Here is a 15,253-nt window from a genome sequence, read left to right on the forward strand (position 1 = left end):
GCCTTGATTGCTAATGGCTATTACGGCGGCGCGGGATTATACCCAAAGTAGTAGCCGCGTGATGGCGAATTGCTTCGCATTTTCTGCAGGCGTGCCATCAGGCGGAAAAGCGCTTTCCAGGCTGTTGATCGGTCAATTTGTCGCAAGATTTTTCATGAAATCTGCCGGTGAGCCTTGAGCGGGGGAGAGTGGAAGTGAACAATGTTCTCTTTCGTATTTCCGTCGAGATTGGCCATGATTTCCCGTTCCCGTCTGCTTGCCTGGCTGCCTGCCCTGTTGCTTGGCCCGGTGCTGGCGCTGTGCAGCACCCCGACGCTGGCCGAAGCACCCGCCGAGGCGACCAAGGCGTTGCATCTGCTGGATTACATCGGTGCCGACTACCCACCGACCGTGCGCGACGGCAAGGTGGTGGACGACGGGGAATACCGCGAGCAACAGGAGTTCAGCGGGGTGCTGGCCGAGCTGGTCAAGGGGCTGCCCGAGCATGCCGAGCGCGGGGCGCTGGAGCAGGGTGTCCAGAGCCTGCGCCAGGCCATCGACCAGCGTCAGGATGGTGCCGGCGTTGCCCGCCAGGCCCGCCAGCTGGGTGCACGCCTGGCCGTGGCCTACGAGGTCAGCCAGGCACCGGTGATCACCCCGGACCCGGCCCGCGGCGCATCGCTGTATGCCCAGAATTGCTCGATCTGCCACGGCGATACCGGGCTGGGCGATGGCCCGGCCGGTGTCGGCCTGGAGCCTGCGCCAGCCAACCTGCGCGATGCCGCGCGCCTCGACCAGCTCAGCCTGTTCGACCTGTACAACACCCTCGGGCTGGGCATCGAGGGCACCGAGATGCCCTCGTTCGCCGACCAGCTCGACGAGCGCCAGCGCTGGGACGTGGCGGCCTACATCGCCAGCTTCACCGCCGATCCGCAGGCGGCAAAGAGTGACAAGACCTGGAACCTCGCCGACCTGGCCCGGCAAACCCCGGCCGAAGTTGCCGCCAATGAAGGCGTGAACGCCGTGGCCGCGTTCCGCGCCCAGCGGGCGCAACCGCCGCAGGTCAAGCGTGGCCCGGCGCAACTGCTCGAGTACACCTCCAGCACCCTGGACAAGAGCCTGGCGGCTTACCGCGCCGGCGACCACGACCAGGCCTACGACTTGTCGGTGGCGGCTTACCTGGAAGGCTTCGAGCTGGTGGAAAGCTCGCTCGACAACATCGACACCCAGGCCCGCAAGGACACCGAGAAGTCGCTGATGGCCTACCGTCAGTCGCTGCAGGACGGCCTGCCGGTGGCCCAGGCCGAACAGCGTCTGGCCGAAGCCAAGGTCAAGCTCGAACAGGCCTCGAAGCTGCTGGGCAGCGATGGCCTTAGCTGGTCGTTGAGCTACATCTCCGGCCTGCTGATCCTGCTGCGCGAGGGCCTGGAGGCGATCCTGGTGCTGGCGGCGATCCTCGCTTTCCTGCGCAACACCGGCCAGCAGTCGGCGGTGCGCAGCGTCAACGTCGGCTGGGCCCTGGCGCTGGTCGCCGGCTTCGCCACCTGGGCCCTGGCGGCCTACGTGATCGACGTCGGTGGCGCGCAGCGTGAGCTGCTCGAAGGCTGCACGGCCTTGTTCGCCGCGGTGATGGTGCTGTGGCTCGGCGTGTGGATGCACGACCGCCGCCACGCCGCCGCCTGGCAGGACTACATCAAGAGCAGCCTGGTCAGTGGCGGCGGGCGCTTCGGCTTTGCCGTGCTGGCGTTCTTCTCGGTGTACCGCGAGCTGTTCGAGGTGATCCTGTTCTACGAGACCCTGTGGCTGCAGGCCGGCCCGGCTGGCCATCAGGCGGTTCTGGCAGGCGGTGCCACGGCGCTGGTGCTGCTGGTGGGCCTGGCCTGGGTGATCCTGCGCGGCTCGGCCAAGCTGCCGCTGTCGCTGTTCTTCAGCATCAACGCGGCTTTGCTCTGTGCGCTGTCGGTGGTGTTCGCCGGGCACGGCGTCAAGGCGCTGCAGGAGGCCGGCGTGCTGGGTACGCGGCCGGTGGCGTTCTTCGAGTTCGACTGGCTGGGGATCCACGCCGATCTCTACTCACTGAGCGCGCAGGCGGTGGCGTTGCTGGCTATCGTGTTCCTCTATGGGCGAAGCCGCTTGGCCGAGAAGCGCCGGGCGGCGGCCAGCTGAGTCTGTGCAGGGGGAAGGGGTGGGGTGCCGCCACCCCGCCCCGCAATGAGGCTAGGGCTGGCATAATGTCCGCCCGGAGTACAGGATTAATCCCATGCGTGTATGGATCGATGCCGACGCCTGCCCCAAGGCGGCCAAGGACCTGATCGTCAAGTTCGCCCTCAAGCGCAAGCTGGAGGTGGTGATGGTGGCCGGCCAGCCGCAGATCAAGCCGGCTTTCGCCTGCGTGCGGCTTATCGTGGTGCCCAGCGGCATGGACGCGGCCGACGACTACCTGGTGGACAACGCCGAGCCCGGCGAGCTGGTGATCTGCAGCGACGTGCCGCTGGCCGACCGCCTGATCAAGAAAGGCGTGGCCGCGCTGGACCCGCGTGGCCGCGAGTTCGACGAGCGCAACATGGGCGAGCGCCTGGCGGTGCGCAACCTGTTCACCGAACTGCGCGAGCAGGGGCAGGTGGGCGGCGGGCAGGCACCTTATGGCGAACGCGAGAAGCAGTCGTTCGCCAATGCCCTGGACCGGATTCTTGGACGGCTTTCCAAACGCTAGGGGCCGTAGGAATCAGTCGTTTTCGTGGGTCAGCTCCAGCACCCGGTCCACCAGCTTGTAGATGCCACCCGCCGCCTCGCTGATCGACTTGGCCAGCATGTACGCCGGGGTAGTCACCAGCTTGCGCTGGGTATCTTCGACGATATCGTGCACATCGCACTCTTCATGGGTGCCGCCCATCTTCACCACCGCCGCGCTGGTGCCGGCGTCAGTGCCGATGGTGCAGACCACGCCCGGCCCATAGATCTTCGCCGCCAGGGCCGGCGAGATGCAGATCAGCCCGACCGGCTTGCAGGCATCGGCAAAGGCCTCGGCCAGCGCCAGCACGTCTGGTTGCACGGTGCAGTTGGCGCCTTCGACGGCAAAGTTCGACAGGTTCTTCGCCGCGCCGAAGCCTCCCGGCACGATCAGGGCGTCGAAGTCCTCGACCTTGGCTTCGCGAATGTCCTTCACCTCGCCACGGGCGATGCGCGCCGACTCCACCAGCACATTGCGCGATTCGGGCATCTCTTCCCCGGTCAGGTGGTCGATCACATGCATCTGCGCGATGTTCGGCGCGAAGCACTGCACCTGGGCGCCGCGCTGGTCCAGGCGCAGCAGGGTGATCACGCTCTCATGGATTTCGGCACCGTCGTACACGCCGCAACCGGACAGAATCACCGCAACTTTTTTTGTCATGCTCAATACTCCAGTGTCGAGGCGCTAAATGTCCTCTAGTTTGGCAGATGTAGCCATGGGATTTGCCCCAGTGCAGGCCTAATCTTCGTGGACAACCTTGGAGGTGGCCGTTCATGGACCTGATTCTGCTGGCCGTGCCGTTCTTCTTCGTGCTGATCGCGGTGGAGCTGATCGCCGACCGCGTGCGCGGGCGCCGCAACTACCAGCTTGCCGACTCGATCAACAGCCTGAGCACCGGTGCGCTGTCCACCAGCACCGGGCTGCTGACCAAAGGGGGGGGGCTGATCACCTATGCCGTGGCCTGGGAGCACCTGGCCTGGCTGCGGCTGCCGGCGGATGCCTGGTGGGTGTGGGTGGTCGCCTTCGTGCTCTACGACCTCTGCTATTACTGGCTGCACCGCCTGGGTCACGAGCGCAACGTGTTGTGGGCCGCGCACTCGGTGCATCACCAGAGCGAGGAGTACAACCTCACCACCGCCTTGCGCCAGACCAGCAGCGGTTTTCTGTTTTCCTGGATCTTCTACCTGCCGCTGGCGTTGCTGGGCGTGCCGCCCCTGGTGTTCATCACCGTGGCCTCGCTGAACCTGCTCTACCAGTTCTGGGTACACACTCGCCATGTGCCCAAGCTGGGCTGGCTCGAGTGGATTTTCATCACGCCGTCCAACCATCGCGTCCACCATGCGCAGAATCCTCTGTACTTGGATCGCAACTACGGCGGCGTGTTCATAATCTGGGACCGGTTGTTCGGCACCTTCCAGGAAGAGGACGAGCGCGAGCCGGTGATTTTCGGCGTGACCACGCCCTTGGCGAGCTGGAACCCGCTGTGGGCCAACGTGCAGTTCTACGCCCAGCTGTGGGACGACGCCCGGCGAACGGCCCGTTGGTGGGACAAGCTGCGTATCTGGTTCATGCCCACAGGCTGGCGACCGGCGGACGTGGCCACCGCTTATCCACAGGCCAAGCAGGACCTCGCCGCGTTTCGCAAGTTCGCGATCCCGCTGGGCGCTGCTCAGCAGTTGTACGTCACGGCGCAGTTCGCGGTATACGTGGCGTTGGGCAGTTATCTGATGGACGTGGCGGAACAGGTGACGCCCGCGGCCCTGGCATTGGGCTGGACGGTAATGGCGTTCGGGCTGTTCGTGCTGGGCGTGGTGCTCGAGGATCGACCCTGGGCAGCGCGCCTGGAGCTGGCGCGTCTGCTGTCGAATGCGCCAGCGCTGTACCTGGCCGGCGCGCTGGGCTTAGTGCCGGTCACGCCCCTGTTCTGGCTGCTGCTCCTGGGGTACAGCCTGCTCAGCCTCGGCGGCCTGGCCCTCTGCCGCCGCGCGACGCTCGGCGCGGCTGTTGCGAAAGCGCCGGCGCAGCCAGAGCGCGAGGCCCAGCACCAGCAGGCCACCGAGCACCCATAGCTCGTATTTCTTGATGCTGCCCAGCATGCCTTCGAGAATGGCGCCGAAGTGATAGGCGGCCAGGCCCAGGGCCAGGGCCCAGACTGCGGCGCCGATGCCGTTGAGCAGCAGGTAGCGGCGTGGCGGGTAGCCGGACAGGCCGATGGCCACCGGCATCACCGTGCGCAGGCCGTAGACGAAGCGGAAGCTCAGCACCCAGATGTCCGGATGGCGGCGGATATGCTCCAGCGCGCGGTCGCCCATGGCTTGCCAGCGAGGCTTGCGGGCGAGGATCTTGCGCCCGTGGCGGCGACCCATGAAATACCACAACTGGTCACCGGCATAACTGCCACAGAAGGCCACCAGGACCACCAGCTTGATATCCATGTATTCGCGAAACGCAAGAAACCCTGCGAGCACGAGGATGGTCTCGCCTTCGAAGAACGTGCCGAGAAAAAGGGCAAAGTAGCCGAAATCGTTCAGGAATTGTTGAAGCATTTTCTGGCGTGCTGGCGAAATGAACGCGCAGCCTACCCCTTCGGGCGCGATCGGGAAAGTGTCCAAATGTGTCTCGACGTGAACAATTCCTACAAGGACAATGACTGCGGCCACAAGTCGCAGGGTTGCCCTCGGGTGTCACACAGGCGTCATAATGGCCGCTTATAACTGTCGCGCTCGCCCGCCTGCGCGGGCTCAGGAGTCTGCCGTGAGCTTTACCCCCGCCAATCGTCTGTTTCCTGCCACCCGTCTGCGTCGCAACCGTCGGGACGAATTCTCCCGTCGCCTGGTTCGCGAAAACACCCTGACCGTCGATGACCTGATTCTTCCGGTATTCGTACTGGACGGCGAAGGCCGCCGCGAAGAAGTGCCGTCCATGCCGGGCGTCGAGCGCCTGTCGATCGACCTGCTGCTGGAAGCCGCGCAGGGCTGGGTAGAGCTGGGCATTCCGGCGCTGGCGCTGTTCCCGGTGACCCCGACCGAAAAGAAATCCCTCGACGGCGCCGAAGCCTGGAACCCGGATGGCATCGCCCAGCGCGCCACCCGCGCCCTGCGTGCCCGCTTCCCGGAGCTGGGGGTGATCACCGACGTGGCCCTTGACCCGTTCACCACCCACGGGCAAGACGGCATCCTCGACGAGGAAGGCTACGTGCAGAACGACATCACCGTCGACGCCCTGGTGCGCCAGGCGCTGTCCCATGCCGAGGCCGGCGCCCAGGTGGTCGCCCCGTCGGACATGATGGACGGCCGTCTCGGCGCGATCCGCGAAGCCCTCGAAGTGGCCGGCCACGTCAACGTGCGCATCATGGCCTACTCGGCCAAGTACGCCAGTGCCTACTACGGCCCGTTCCGTGATGCGGTCGGCTCGGCGCTGAACCTGGGCAAGGCCAACAAGGCCTCCTACCAGATGGACCCGGCCAACAGCGACGAGGCCCTGCACGAAGTGGCCACCGACCTTGCCGAAGGCGCCGACATGGTCATGGTCAAGCCGGGCATGCCGTACCTGGACATCGTTCACCGGGTGAAAACCGAGTTCAAGGTGCCGACCTTCGTCTATCAGGTCAGTGGCGAGTACGCCATGCACATGGCCGCGATCCAGAACGGCTGGCTCAGCGAAGCCGTGATCCTAGAATCCCTCACCGCATTCAAACGGGCAGGCGCCGATGGCATCCTGACCTATTTCGCCGTGCGTGCCGCTCAAATGATGAGAGGGCAGTAACGCTCTCCAGGAACGTCAGATGAATAACGAAGTGCTCAACCCTGTCGCGATCAAGGATGCCCAGGCCGTGCCCGAAGAAATGGTGCAGACCCCGCCCGACCTGCCGGCGGTAGCGCAGCCGGAACCTGTCGCTGAAGCCGCCCCGGCCCCTGCGCCTGCGCCGGCCCCGGCGATCGCCGTGCCGAGCCTGGACGACAGCAGCCTGTACATTCATCGCGAGCTTTCGCAGCTGCAGTTCAATATCCGCGTGCTGGAGCAGGCGCTGGACGAGTCGTACCCGCTGCTCGAGCGCCTGAAGTTCCTGTTGATCTTCTCCAGCAACCTGGATGAGTTCTTCGAAATCCGTGTGGCGGGCCTGAAGAAGCAGATCAACTTCGCCCGCGAACAGGCCGGCGCCGACGGCCTGCAGCCGCACCAGGCGCTGGCTCGGATCAGCGAGCTGGTGCACCTCGAAGTGGATCGCCAGTACGCGATCCTCAACGACGTGCTGCTGCCGGAGCTGGAAAAGCACGCCATTCGCTTCATCCGTCGCCGTTACTGGACACCCAAGCTCAAGACCTGGGTACGGCGCTTCTTCCGCGACGAGATCGCGCCGATTATCACCCCGATCGGCCTCGACCCGACCCACCCGTTCCCGCTGCTGGTGAACAAGAGCCTGAACTTCATCGTCGAGCTCGAGGGTGTCGACGCCTTCGGCCGCGATTCGGGCCTGGCGATCATCCCGGCGCCGCGCCTGCTGCCGCGGGTAATCCGGGTGCCGGAAGACGTCGGCGGGCCTGGCGACAACTATGTGTTCCTGTCGTCGATGATCCATGCCCATGCCGATGACCTGTTCCAGGGCATGAAGGTCAAGGGCTGCTACCAGTTCCGCCTGACCCGTAACGCCGACCTGGCGCTGGACTCGGAAGAGGTCGACGACCTGGCCCGTGCACTGCGCGGCGAGTTGTTCTCGCGCCGCTACGGCGATGCCGTGCGCCTCGAGGTAGCCGATACCTGCCCGAAACACCTCTCCGACTATCTGCTCAAGCAGTTCAGCCTGAGCGAGAGCGAGCTGTACCAGGTCAACGGTCCGGTCAACCTGACTCGCCTGTTCAGCATCACCGGGCTCGACAGCCACCCGGAGCTGCAGTACACGCCGTTCACCCCGGCGATCCCCAAGCTGTTGGTGAACGCCGACAACATCTTCAGTGTGATCGGCAAGCAGGACATCCTGCTGATGCACCCATTCGAATCGTTCACTCCGGTGATCGACCTGCTGCGTCAGGCCGCCAAGGACCCGCACGTGCTTGCCGTGCGCCAGACGCTCTATCGCTCGGGTGCCAACTCGGAGATCGTCGACGCCCTGGTGGACGCGGCGCGTAACGGCAAGGAGGTCACGGCAGTGATCGAATTGCGCGCACGCTTCGACGAAGAGTCCAACCTGCAGATGGCCAGCCGCCTGCAGGCCGCCGGCGCGGTGGTGATCTACGGGGTGGTCGGTTTCAAGACCCACGCCAAGATGATGCTGATCCTGCGCCGCGAGCAGGGCGAGATCGTCCGTTACGCGCACCTGGGCACCGGCAACTACCACGCCGGCAACGCCCGCCTGTACACCGACTACAGCCTGCTGACCTCCGACGACGCCCTCACCGAGGACGTCGGCAAACTGTTCAGCCAGCTGATCGGCATGGGCAAGACCCTGCGCATGAAGAAGCTGCTGCACGCGCCCTTCACCCTGAAAAAGGGCATGCTCGACATGATCGCCCGGGAGACCCAGTTCGCCCTGGAGGGCAAGCCTGCGCACATCATCGCCAAGTTCAACTCGCTGACCGACGCCAAGATCATCAAGGCGCTGTACAAGGCCAGCCAGTCGGGCGTGCGCATCGACCTGGTGGTGCGTGGAATGTGCTGCCTGCGGCCGGGCATCCCGGGCGTTTCGCACAACATCCATGTGCGCTCGATCATCGGCCGCTTCCTCGAGCACACCCGGGTGTTCTACTTCCTCAATGGCGGCGAGGAGCAGATCTACCTGTCCAGTGCCGACTGGATGGAGCGTAACCTCGACAAGCGTGTCGAGACCTGCTTCCCGGTGGAAGGCAAGAAGCTGTTGCTGCGGGTCAAGAAGGAGTTGGAGGGATACCTGACCGACAACACCCAGGCCTGGACCCTGCAACCGGACGGGCGCTACGTGCGCAGCACCCCGACCGGCAACCAGAACCCGCGCAGTGCCCAGGCGACCCTGCTGGAGCGCCTGAGCAACCCGGTCCTCAACGTACGCTGAGGACGAAGCCGACCCGGGCCAGCCACTCCGCCTCGTTGGCGAAGTCGGCCTGGGTCAGCTGGTTTTCTTCCAGCCAGGTTCCAGGGAAGACCACTTCGAGGCTGTCGTCGCCAGCCTGCAGTACCACTTTCGGCATCTGCTGGTTGCCACGGATATGGTGGAAGAGAATGGCGAAGCGCAACAGCACGCACAGTCGGATCAGCTTGATGCCCTCGTCGCCGAACTCGGCGAACTTGTCCTTGGGAATGTTGCGGCGATGGCCGCGCACCAGAAGGGCCATCATCTGCTGGTCCTCGCGGGAGAAGCCGGACAGGTCGGAGTGCTCGATCAGGTAAGCGCCGTGCTTGTGGTAGTGGTAATGGGCGATGTCCAGGCCCACTTCGTGCACTTTCGCCGCCCAGCCAAGAAGATCGCGCCAGTTTCCGTCCTCGAGGTCCCATGCCTTGGCCACCTGGTCGAAGGCGTGCAGTGCCTTGCGCTCCACGCGTGCGGCCTGGCCTTGATCGACGTGGTAGCGCTCCATCAGCGAGTTCAGGGTGCGCTCGCGCACGTCTTCGTGATGATGGCGGCCCAGCAGGTCGAACAGCACCCCTTCGCGTAGCGCGCCATCGCAATGCTCCATGCGCTGCAGCTCCAGCGCATCGAAGATCGCCTCGAGGATGGCCAGGCCAGCGGGGAAAATGGTCCGGCGATCGGGCTTGACCCCTTCGAAGTCGATCTTGTCGGTCTCGCCCAGCTTGAACAGCTTGCGCTTGACCCAGGCCAAGCCCTCGGCGTTGACCTCGCCATTGCCCAGGCCGCCGGACTTGATGGCGGCGCCGATGGCGCGGATGGTCCCGGAGGAGCCGATGGCCTCGTCCCAGGTCAGGCGGTGCAGGGCGTTCTCGATGCTCATCAGCTCCAGGCGCGCGGCGGTGTAGGCCTGTGCGTAGCGCGCCGGGGTGATCTTGCCGTCGCGGAAATAACGCTGGGTGAAGCTGACGCAGCCCATTTGCAGGCTTTCGCGCAGCAGCGGCTCGAAACGCTGGCCGATGATGAACTCGGTGCTGCCGCCGCCGATGTCGGCGACCAGGCGCTTGCCCGGGGTGTCGGCCAGGGTGTGGGACACGCCCAGGTAGATCAGGCGCGCCTCTTCACGGCCGGAAATGACCTCGACCGGGTGGCCGAGGATGGCTTCGGCGCGCAGGATGAATTCGTTGCGGTTGCGTGCTTCGCGCAAGGCGTTGGTGCCGACGATGCGCACCGCGCCCTGGGGCATGCCGTTGATCAGCTGGGCGAAGCGCTTGAGGCATTCCAGGCCGCGCTGCATGGCTTCTTCGCTGAGCCTGCGCTCATCGTCGATGCCGGCGGCGAGCTGAACCTTTTCTCCAAGCCTTTCGAGGATGCGGATTTCCGTGTGATGGGCCTTGGCCACGACCATGTGGAAGCTGTTGGAGCCCAGGTCGATGGCGGCGATCAGAGACAGGTTCTTCGCGGTGGTATGCGGCATGGTCTGGAGGTTCTCGGTCGTTAACCCGGCAATCGTGCCACGATCGTGGTCCTACGCCAACGAGCGGCACTGCAAGGCTTGATGCATGGCAATGTCATAGCAATGTTATGACCGTGATATGACAGTTTCGATTCGTGGCGTCTTGCACAACTATAGTTACACTCAATCGTCTGTGGCTTCCTGTCGCGCCTGGGTGCGGCTATGATGGGCAACGTTTTTTTGTGCTTACGACCTGGAGATATCCATGAGCAGCGATCTTATCAAACATGTCACCGACGCCAGCTTCGAAGCCGACGTACTCAAGGCTGAAGGCGCGGTGCTGGTCGACTACTGGGCTGAATGGTGCGGCCCATGCAAGATGATCGCGCCGGTACTGGACGACATCGCTTCGGAATATCAAGGCAAGGTGACCATCGCCAAGCTGAACATCGACGAAAACCAGGAAACCCCTGCCAAGCACGGCGTGCGTGGCATCCCGACGCTGATGCTGTTCAAGAACGGCAACGTCGAGGCCACCAAGGTCGGCGCGTTGTCCAAGTCGCAGCTCAAAGCGTTCCTCGACGCCAGCCTGTGATGTGAAGAAGCCCCGCAAATGCGGGGCTTTTCTTTATCTGTTGTAGGTGGTTTTCCTGAGGGCTGGCGAGCCCCGGCCTTGCGACCATCCAGTCGGATAGCCCCGTAAAACACTGGCCAAAACCACTAGACGTCGAAAAAAGCAAGTGTTACATTCGGCCTCGCACTGCTTCTCCAGTGCCCTCTGCACGCCGTCGCCGAAGCATCCCTAATTCGAATCAGTACGCGATCCTGTCGCCATCTAGCGGCGCGGCCTCATTAAGCCAACTGCTTAATTTTTCCCTTCCTTACATGATTACGTCACTCCCCTTATGAACCTGACAGAACTCAAGCAAAAGCCGATTACCGATCTTTTGGAAATGGCCGAACAGATGGGCATCGAAAACATGGCCCGTTCGCGCAAACAGGACGTGATTTTCGCCCTGCTGAAAAAGCATGCGAAAAGCGGCGAAGAGATCTCGGGTGACGGCGTGCTGGAGATTCTCCAGGATGGTTTCGGTTTCCTGCGTTCGGCGGATGCCTCTTACCTGGCCGGCCCTGACGACATCTACGTTTCGCCCAGCCAGATCCGTCGCTTCAACCTGCGCACCGGCGACACCATCGTCGGCAAGATCCGCCCACCGAAGGAAGGCGAGCGTTACTTCGCGCTGCTGAAGGTCGATACCATCAACTTCGACCGTCCGGAAAACGCGAAGAACAAGATCCTGTTCGAAAACCTGACGCCGCTGTTCCCGAACAAGCGCCTGAAGATGGAAGCCGGTAACGGCTCCACCGAAGACCTCACCGGTCGCGTCATCGACCTGTGCGCCCCGATCGGCAAAGGCCAGCGTGGCCTGATCGTCGCACCGCCGAAAGCCGGTAAGACCATCATGCTGCAGAACATCGCGGCCAACATTACCCGCAACAACCCCGAGTGCCACCTGATCGTCCTGCTGATCGACGAGCGCCCGGAAGAAGTGACCGAGATGCAGCGCACCGTGCGCGGCGAAGTGGTCGCCTCGACCTTCGACGAGCCGCCGACCCGCCACGTGCAGGTTGCCGAAATGGTCATCGAGAAGGCCAAGCGTCTGGTCGAGCACAAGAAAGACGTGGTCATCCTGCTCGACTCCATCACCCGTCTGGCGCGTGCCTACAACACCGTGATCCCGAGCTCCGGCAAGGTACTGACCGGTGGTGTCGATGCCCACGCCCTGGAGAAGCCGAAGCGCTTCTTCGGTGCCGCCCGTAACATCGAGGAAGGCGGTTCGCTGACCATCATCGCCACCGCGCTGGTCGAGACTGGCTCGAAGATGGACGAAGTGATCTACGAAGAGTTCAAGGGTACCGGCAACATGGAGCTGCCCCTGGACCGCCGCATCGCCGAGAAGCGTGTGTTCCCGGCCATCAACATCAACAAGTCCGGTACCCGTCGCGAAGAGCTGCTGACCGCCGACGACGAACTGCAGCGCATGTGGATCCTGCGCAAGCTGCTGCACCCGATGGACGAGATCGCCGCCATCGAGTTCCTGGTCGACAAGCTCAAGCAGACCAAGACCAACGATGAGTTCTTCCTGTCGATGAAGCGCAAGTAAGCTTCCCGGCCAGGTACTGAAAGGGGCTGCTTTGCAGCCCATCGCCGGCAAAGCGGCGATGGGATCGCGAAGCGGCCCCTTTTCATTTTTTGCCCCCAAACAAGGCGTGAACGGCGCTACACTCTGCACCCCGACCGATACGCCCAACACGAGGCCCTTGCATGCAGTATCGCGATCTGCGCGACTTCATTCGTGGCCTGGAACAGCGCGGTGAACTCAAGCGCATCCAGGTTCCCATCTCCCCAGTTCTGGAAATGACCGAAGTCTGCGACCGCACGCTGCGCGCCAAGGGCCCGGCCTTGCTCTTCGAAAAGCCCACTGGCTTCGACATCCCGGTGCTGGGCAACCTGTTCGGCACCCCCGAGCGCGTGGCCATGGGCATGGGCGCCGAGTCGACCGAAGAACTGCGCGAAATCGGCAAGCTGCTGGCGTTTCTCAAGGAGCCGGAGCCGCCGAAGGGCCTGAAGGACGCCTGGTCGAAGCTGCCGATCTTCAAGAAGGTCGTGTCCATGGCGCCGAAGGTGGTCAAGGACGCGGTATGCCAGGAAATCGTGGTCGAAGGCGATGACGTTGACCTCGGCCAGCTGCCGATCCAGCACTGCTGGCCTGGCGATGTTGCGCCGCTGATCACCTGGGGCCTGACCGTGACCCGCGGGCCGAACAAGGACCGCCAGAACCTGGGCATCTATCGCCAGCAGGTGATCGGCCGCAACAAGGTGATCATGCGCTGGCTGAGCCACCGCGGCGGGGCGCTGGACTACCGCGAATGGTGCGAGAAGCATCCTGGCCAGCCGTTCCCGGTAGCTGTGGCGTTGGGCGCGGACCCGGCGACCATCCTCGGTGCCGTGACCCCGGTCCCGGATACGCTTTCCGAATACGCCTTCGCTGGCCTGTTGCGTGGCAACCGCACCGAACTGGTCAAGTGCCGTGGCAACGACCTGCAGGTACCGGCCACCGCCGAGATCATCCTCGAAGGCGTGATCCACCCCGGCGAGATGGCCCCGGAAGGCCCGTACGGCGACCACACCGGCTACTACAACGAAGTGGACAGCTTCCCGGTGTTCACCGTCGAGCGCATCACCCACCGGCAAAAGCCGATCTACCACAGCACCTACACCGGCAGGCCGCCGGATGAGCCGGCGATTCTCGGCGTGGCGCTGAACGAAGTGTTCGTGCCGATCCTGCAGAAGCAGTTCCCCGAGATCACCGACTTCTACCTGCCGCCGGAAGGCTGCTCGTACCGCATGGCGGTGGTGACCATGAAGAAGCAGTACCCGGGCCATGCCAAGCGTGTGATGCTGGGTGTGTGGTCGTTCCTGCGACAGTTCATGTACACCAAGTTCGTTATCGTCACCGACGACGATATCAACGCCCGTGACTGGAACGATGTGATCTGGGCCATCACCACGCGCATGGACCCCAAGCGTGATACGGTGATGATCGACAACACCCCCATCGACTACCTCGACTTCGCGTCGCCGGTGTCGGGGCTGGGGTCAAAGATGGGCCTGGACGCCACGCATAAATGGCCGGGCGAGACTACACGCGAATGGGGCCGGGTCATCGTCAAGGACGAGGCCGTCACCCGCCGTATCGATGAGTTGTGGGACCAGTTGGGAATAGATTGATGCAGGTAACCTTGCAGCCTTCCGGGGCGGTACTGGCGGTCGAACCGGGTGAAAGGATTCTGGATGCGGCACGGCGACTGGGCTATGACTGCCCGAACAGCTGCCGCAACGGCAACTGCCATGTGTGTGCCGCGCTGCTGGTGGAAGGCAGTGTTCGCCAGGAAGGCCAGGTGCGCGATCACGGTGAGCTGTTCACCTGCATCGCCGAGCCGCTGGAGGACTGTGTGTTGCTGTGGGATGGTGTGCTGGCCCTGGGCGAGCTGCCGCTGCGCAAGCTGGCCTGTACCGTGAGCGAGTGCGTCGAGATCGGTGGCGATGTCTGGCGCGTGCGCCTGCGCGCGCCGGCCGGTAAGCCGCCCCGCTACCACGCCGGGCAATACCTGATGATCGAGCGCGAGGGCATGGACAAGGCGGCTTTTTCGCTCGCTTCGGCGCCCCACGGTGGGCGTGAGCTGGAACTGCATGTGCTGGCCCGCGAAAGCAGTGCCGTGCAGTTGATCCAACAGTTGCAGCGCAATGGCCTGGCCCGCATCGAACTGCCATTTGGGGATGCTCACCTGGCGGAATTGCCCGATGGTCCGCTGGTACTGATCGCCGCCGGTACCGGCATGGGGCAGATGCACAGCCTGATCGAGCACTGCCGGGCGCAGGGTTTCAAGCACCCGGTGCACTTGTACTGGGGTGTACGCCGGCCTGAAGACTTCTACCAGATCGAGCACTGGGCCGAGTGGGAACGTCTGCCGAACCTGTTCCTGCACAAGGTGGTCAGCGATCTGTGCGGTTGGGAGGGGCGGTGTGGCCTGCTCCACGAAGCGGTATGCGAGGACATCGGCGACCTCAACCAGGTGCATGTCTATGCCAGTGGCTCGCCGAACATGGTCTACGCCACCCTCGACGCATTGGTCGAGGCCGGCATGGATGCCCACCGTATGCGGGCTGATGTGTTTGCCTACGCGCCACGCGGGTGAAGTAACACGGCACGCTGCAAGGGCGTGCCGGGTTTAATAACCAAGTGTTTTCCTGTTGATTATATGGCGAAGATTGTTACCGGTACGGGTAATAAGTTTCGCTATACTCGGACTATTAGTTTCCGTTCAGCGGATGCTTTAATGAAATCCTGTTTTCGGGGTTGAGTGCAAAGAGCGATTTGCCTTACGTTAGGCACAAGGCAAGGCGCGGGGCAAGTCGGGCCGCCGCATCGCCGCTCCCACGCGACCCTGATGTGCCTTGGTGGCAGCGGGCTTGCCCCGCGACAAC

The 15,253-nt window shown here is 63.7% G+C and carries 11 protein-coding genes and 1 pseudogene; 9 read left to right on the plus strand and 3 right to left on the minus strand.

What is annotated here, in order from left to right:
* The first annotated feature begins 201 nt into the window (after positions 1 to 201).
* Entirely contained in the window at positions 202 to 2,145 is a 1,944-nt protein-coding gene (locus ACODS9_RS05220; RefSeq protein WP_489093436.1) for an FTR1 family protein, read from the plus strand.
* Between the two features lie 94 nt (positions 2,146 to 2,239).
* The gene (locus ACODS9_RS05225; RefSeq protein ID WP_401107495.1) at positions 2,240 to 2,692 is read left to right on the plus strand and encodes a YaiI/YqxD family protein; all 453 of its coding nucleotides are present in this window, start codon (positions 2,240 to 2,242) and stop codon (positions 2,690 to 2,692) included.
* Positions 2,693 to 2,704: 12 nt separating this feature from the next.
* Here the strand turns inward: ACODS9_RS05225 and elbB are convergent, their stop codons facing one another.
* Positions 2,705 to 3,370: an isoprenoid biosynthesis glyoxalase ElbB gene (gene elbB / locus ACODS9_RS05230; protein WP_401107497.1), complete on the minus strand. Its 666-nt coding sequence runs from the start codon at positions 3,368 to 3,370 to the stop codon at positions 2,705 to 2,707.
* A gap of 113 nt (positions 3,371 to 3,483) precedes the next feature.
* Between elbB and ACODS9_RS05235 the strand changes: the two are divergent.
* Positions 3,484 to 4,110, plus strand: a pseudogene (locus ACODS9_RS05235) (sterol desaturase family protein); the annotation flags it as partial.
* A 501-nt stretch (positions 4,111 to 4,611) separates the two neighbouring features.
* On the opposite strand, the gene ACODS9_RS05240 reads toward ACODS9_RS05235, so the two are convergent.
* Positions 4,612 to 5,256 carry a DedA family protein gene (locus tag ACODS9_RS05240; RefSeq protein ID WP_489093437.1) on the minus strand — a complete coding sequence of 215 codons (645 nt, stop codon included), beginning with the start codon at positions 5,254 to 5,256 and terminating at the stop codon, positions 4,612 to 4,614.
* A 208-nt stretch (positions 5,257 to 5,464) separates the two neighbouring features.
* On the opposite strand from ACODS9_RS05240, the gene hemB reads away from it, so the two are divergent.
* Positions 5,465 to 6,475 (plus strand): porphobilinogen synthase, encoded by a 1,011-nt coding sequence (hemB, locus tag ACODS9_RS05245; RefSeq protein WP_023631873.1) that lies wholly within the window; start codon positions 5,465 to 5,467, stop codon positions 6,473 to 6,475.
* A 79-nt stretch (positions 6,476 to 6,554) separates the two neighbouring features.
* Complete coding sequence (ppk1, locus tag ACODS9_RS05250; RefSeq protein WP_376786904.1) at positions 6,555 to 8,735, plus strand: polyphosphate kinase 1; 2,181 nt, start codon at positions 6,555 to 6,557, stop codon at positions 8,733 to 8,735.
* Here the strand turns inward: ppk1 and ppx are convergent.
* Positions 8,722 to 10,224, minus strand: a complete 1,503-nt coding sequence (gene ppx / locus ACODS9_RS05255) for an exopolyphosphatase (protein WP_401107501.1) — start codon at positions 10,222 to 10,224, stop codon at positions 8,722 to 8,724. The two genes, ppk1 and ppx, sit on opposite strands and share 14 nt — an antisense overlap.
* A gap of 244 nt (positions 10,225 to 10,468) precedes the next feature.
* Here ppx and trxA point away from each other — a divergent pair, with 244 nt between their 5' ends.
* From trxA to ACODS9_RS05275, 4 genes are all read left to right on the plus strand, one after another.
* Positions 10,469 to 10,798 (plus strand): thioredoxin TrxA, encoded by a 330-nt coding sequence (trxA, locus tag ACODS9_RS05260; RefSeq protein ID WP_046857535.1) that lies wholly within the window; start codon positions 10,469 to 10,471, stop codon positions 10,796 to 10,798.
* A gap of 310 nt (positions 10,799 to 11,108) precedes the next feature.
* Positions 11,109 to 12,368 (plus strand): transcription termination factor Rho, encoded by a 1,260-nt coding sequence (rho, locus tag ACODS9_RS05265; RefSeq protein WP_011536308.1) that lies wholly within the window; start codon positions 11,109 to 11,111, stop codon positions 12,366 to 12,368.
* Between the two features lie 161 nt (positions 12,369 to 12,529).
* Positions 12,530 to 13,996, plus strand: a complete 1,467-nt coding sequence (ubiD, locus tag ACODS9_RS05270) for a 4-hydroxy-3-polyprenylbenzoate decarboxylase (RefSeq protein WP_186660587.1) — start codon at positions 12,530 to 12,532, stop codon at positions 13,994 to 13,996.
* Entirely contained in the window at positions 13,996 to 14,964 is a 969-nt protein-coding gene (locus ACODS9_RS05275; RefSeq protein ID WP_102683474.1) for a CDP-6-deoxy-delta-3,4-glucoseen reductase, read from the plus strand. The genes ubiD and ACODS9_RS05275 overlap by 1 nt, the downstream gene beginning before the upstream one ends.
* Positions 14,965 to 15,253: the final 289 nt, after the last annotated feature.

It is taken from the genome of Pseudomonas sp. FG36 (assembly GCF_057809275.1).

Bases quoted from the DNA above. Each gene is read 5' to 3' on its own strand.
- ACODS9_RS05240 (WP_489093437.1), bottom strand. From the start codon at position 5,256: ATGCTTCAACAATTCCTGAACGATTTCGGCTACTTTGCCCTTTTTCTC.
- ACODS9_RS05220 (WP_489093436.1), top strand. From the start codon at position 202: ATGTTCTCTTTCGTATTTCCGTCGAGATTGGCCATGATTTCCCGTTCC.
- elbB (WP_401107497.1), bottom strand. From the start codon at position 3,370: ATGACAAAAAAAGTTGCGGTGATTCTGTCCGGTTGCGGCGTGTACGAC.
- trxA (WP_046857535.1), top strand. From the start codon at position 10,469: ATGAGCAGCGATCTTATCAAACATGTCACCGACGCCAGCTTCGAAGCC.
- rho (WP_011536308.1), top strand. From the start codon at position 11,109: ATGAACCTGACAGAACTCAAGCAAAAGCCGATTACCGATCTTTTGGAA.
- ACODS9_RS05275 (WP_102683474.1), top strand. From the start codon at position 13,996: ATGCAGGTAACCTTGCAGCCTTCCGGGGCGGTACTGGCGGTCGAACCG.
- ppk1 (WP_376786904.1), top strand. From the start codon at position 6,555: ATGGTGCAGACCCCGCCCGACCTGCCGGCGGTAGCGCAGCCGGAACCT.
- ACODS9_RS05225 (WP_401107495.1), top strand. From the start codon at position 2,240: ATGCGTGTATGGATCGATGCCGACGCCTGCCCCAAGGCGGCCAAGGAC.
- ppx (WP_401107501.1), bottom strand. From the start codon at position 10,224: ATGCCGCATACCACCGCGAAGAACCTGTCTCTGATCGCCGCCATCGAC.
- ubiD (WP_186660587.1), top strand. From the start codon at position 12,530: ATGCAGTATCGCGATCTGCGCGACTTCATTCGTGGCCTGGAACAGCGC.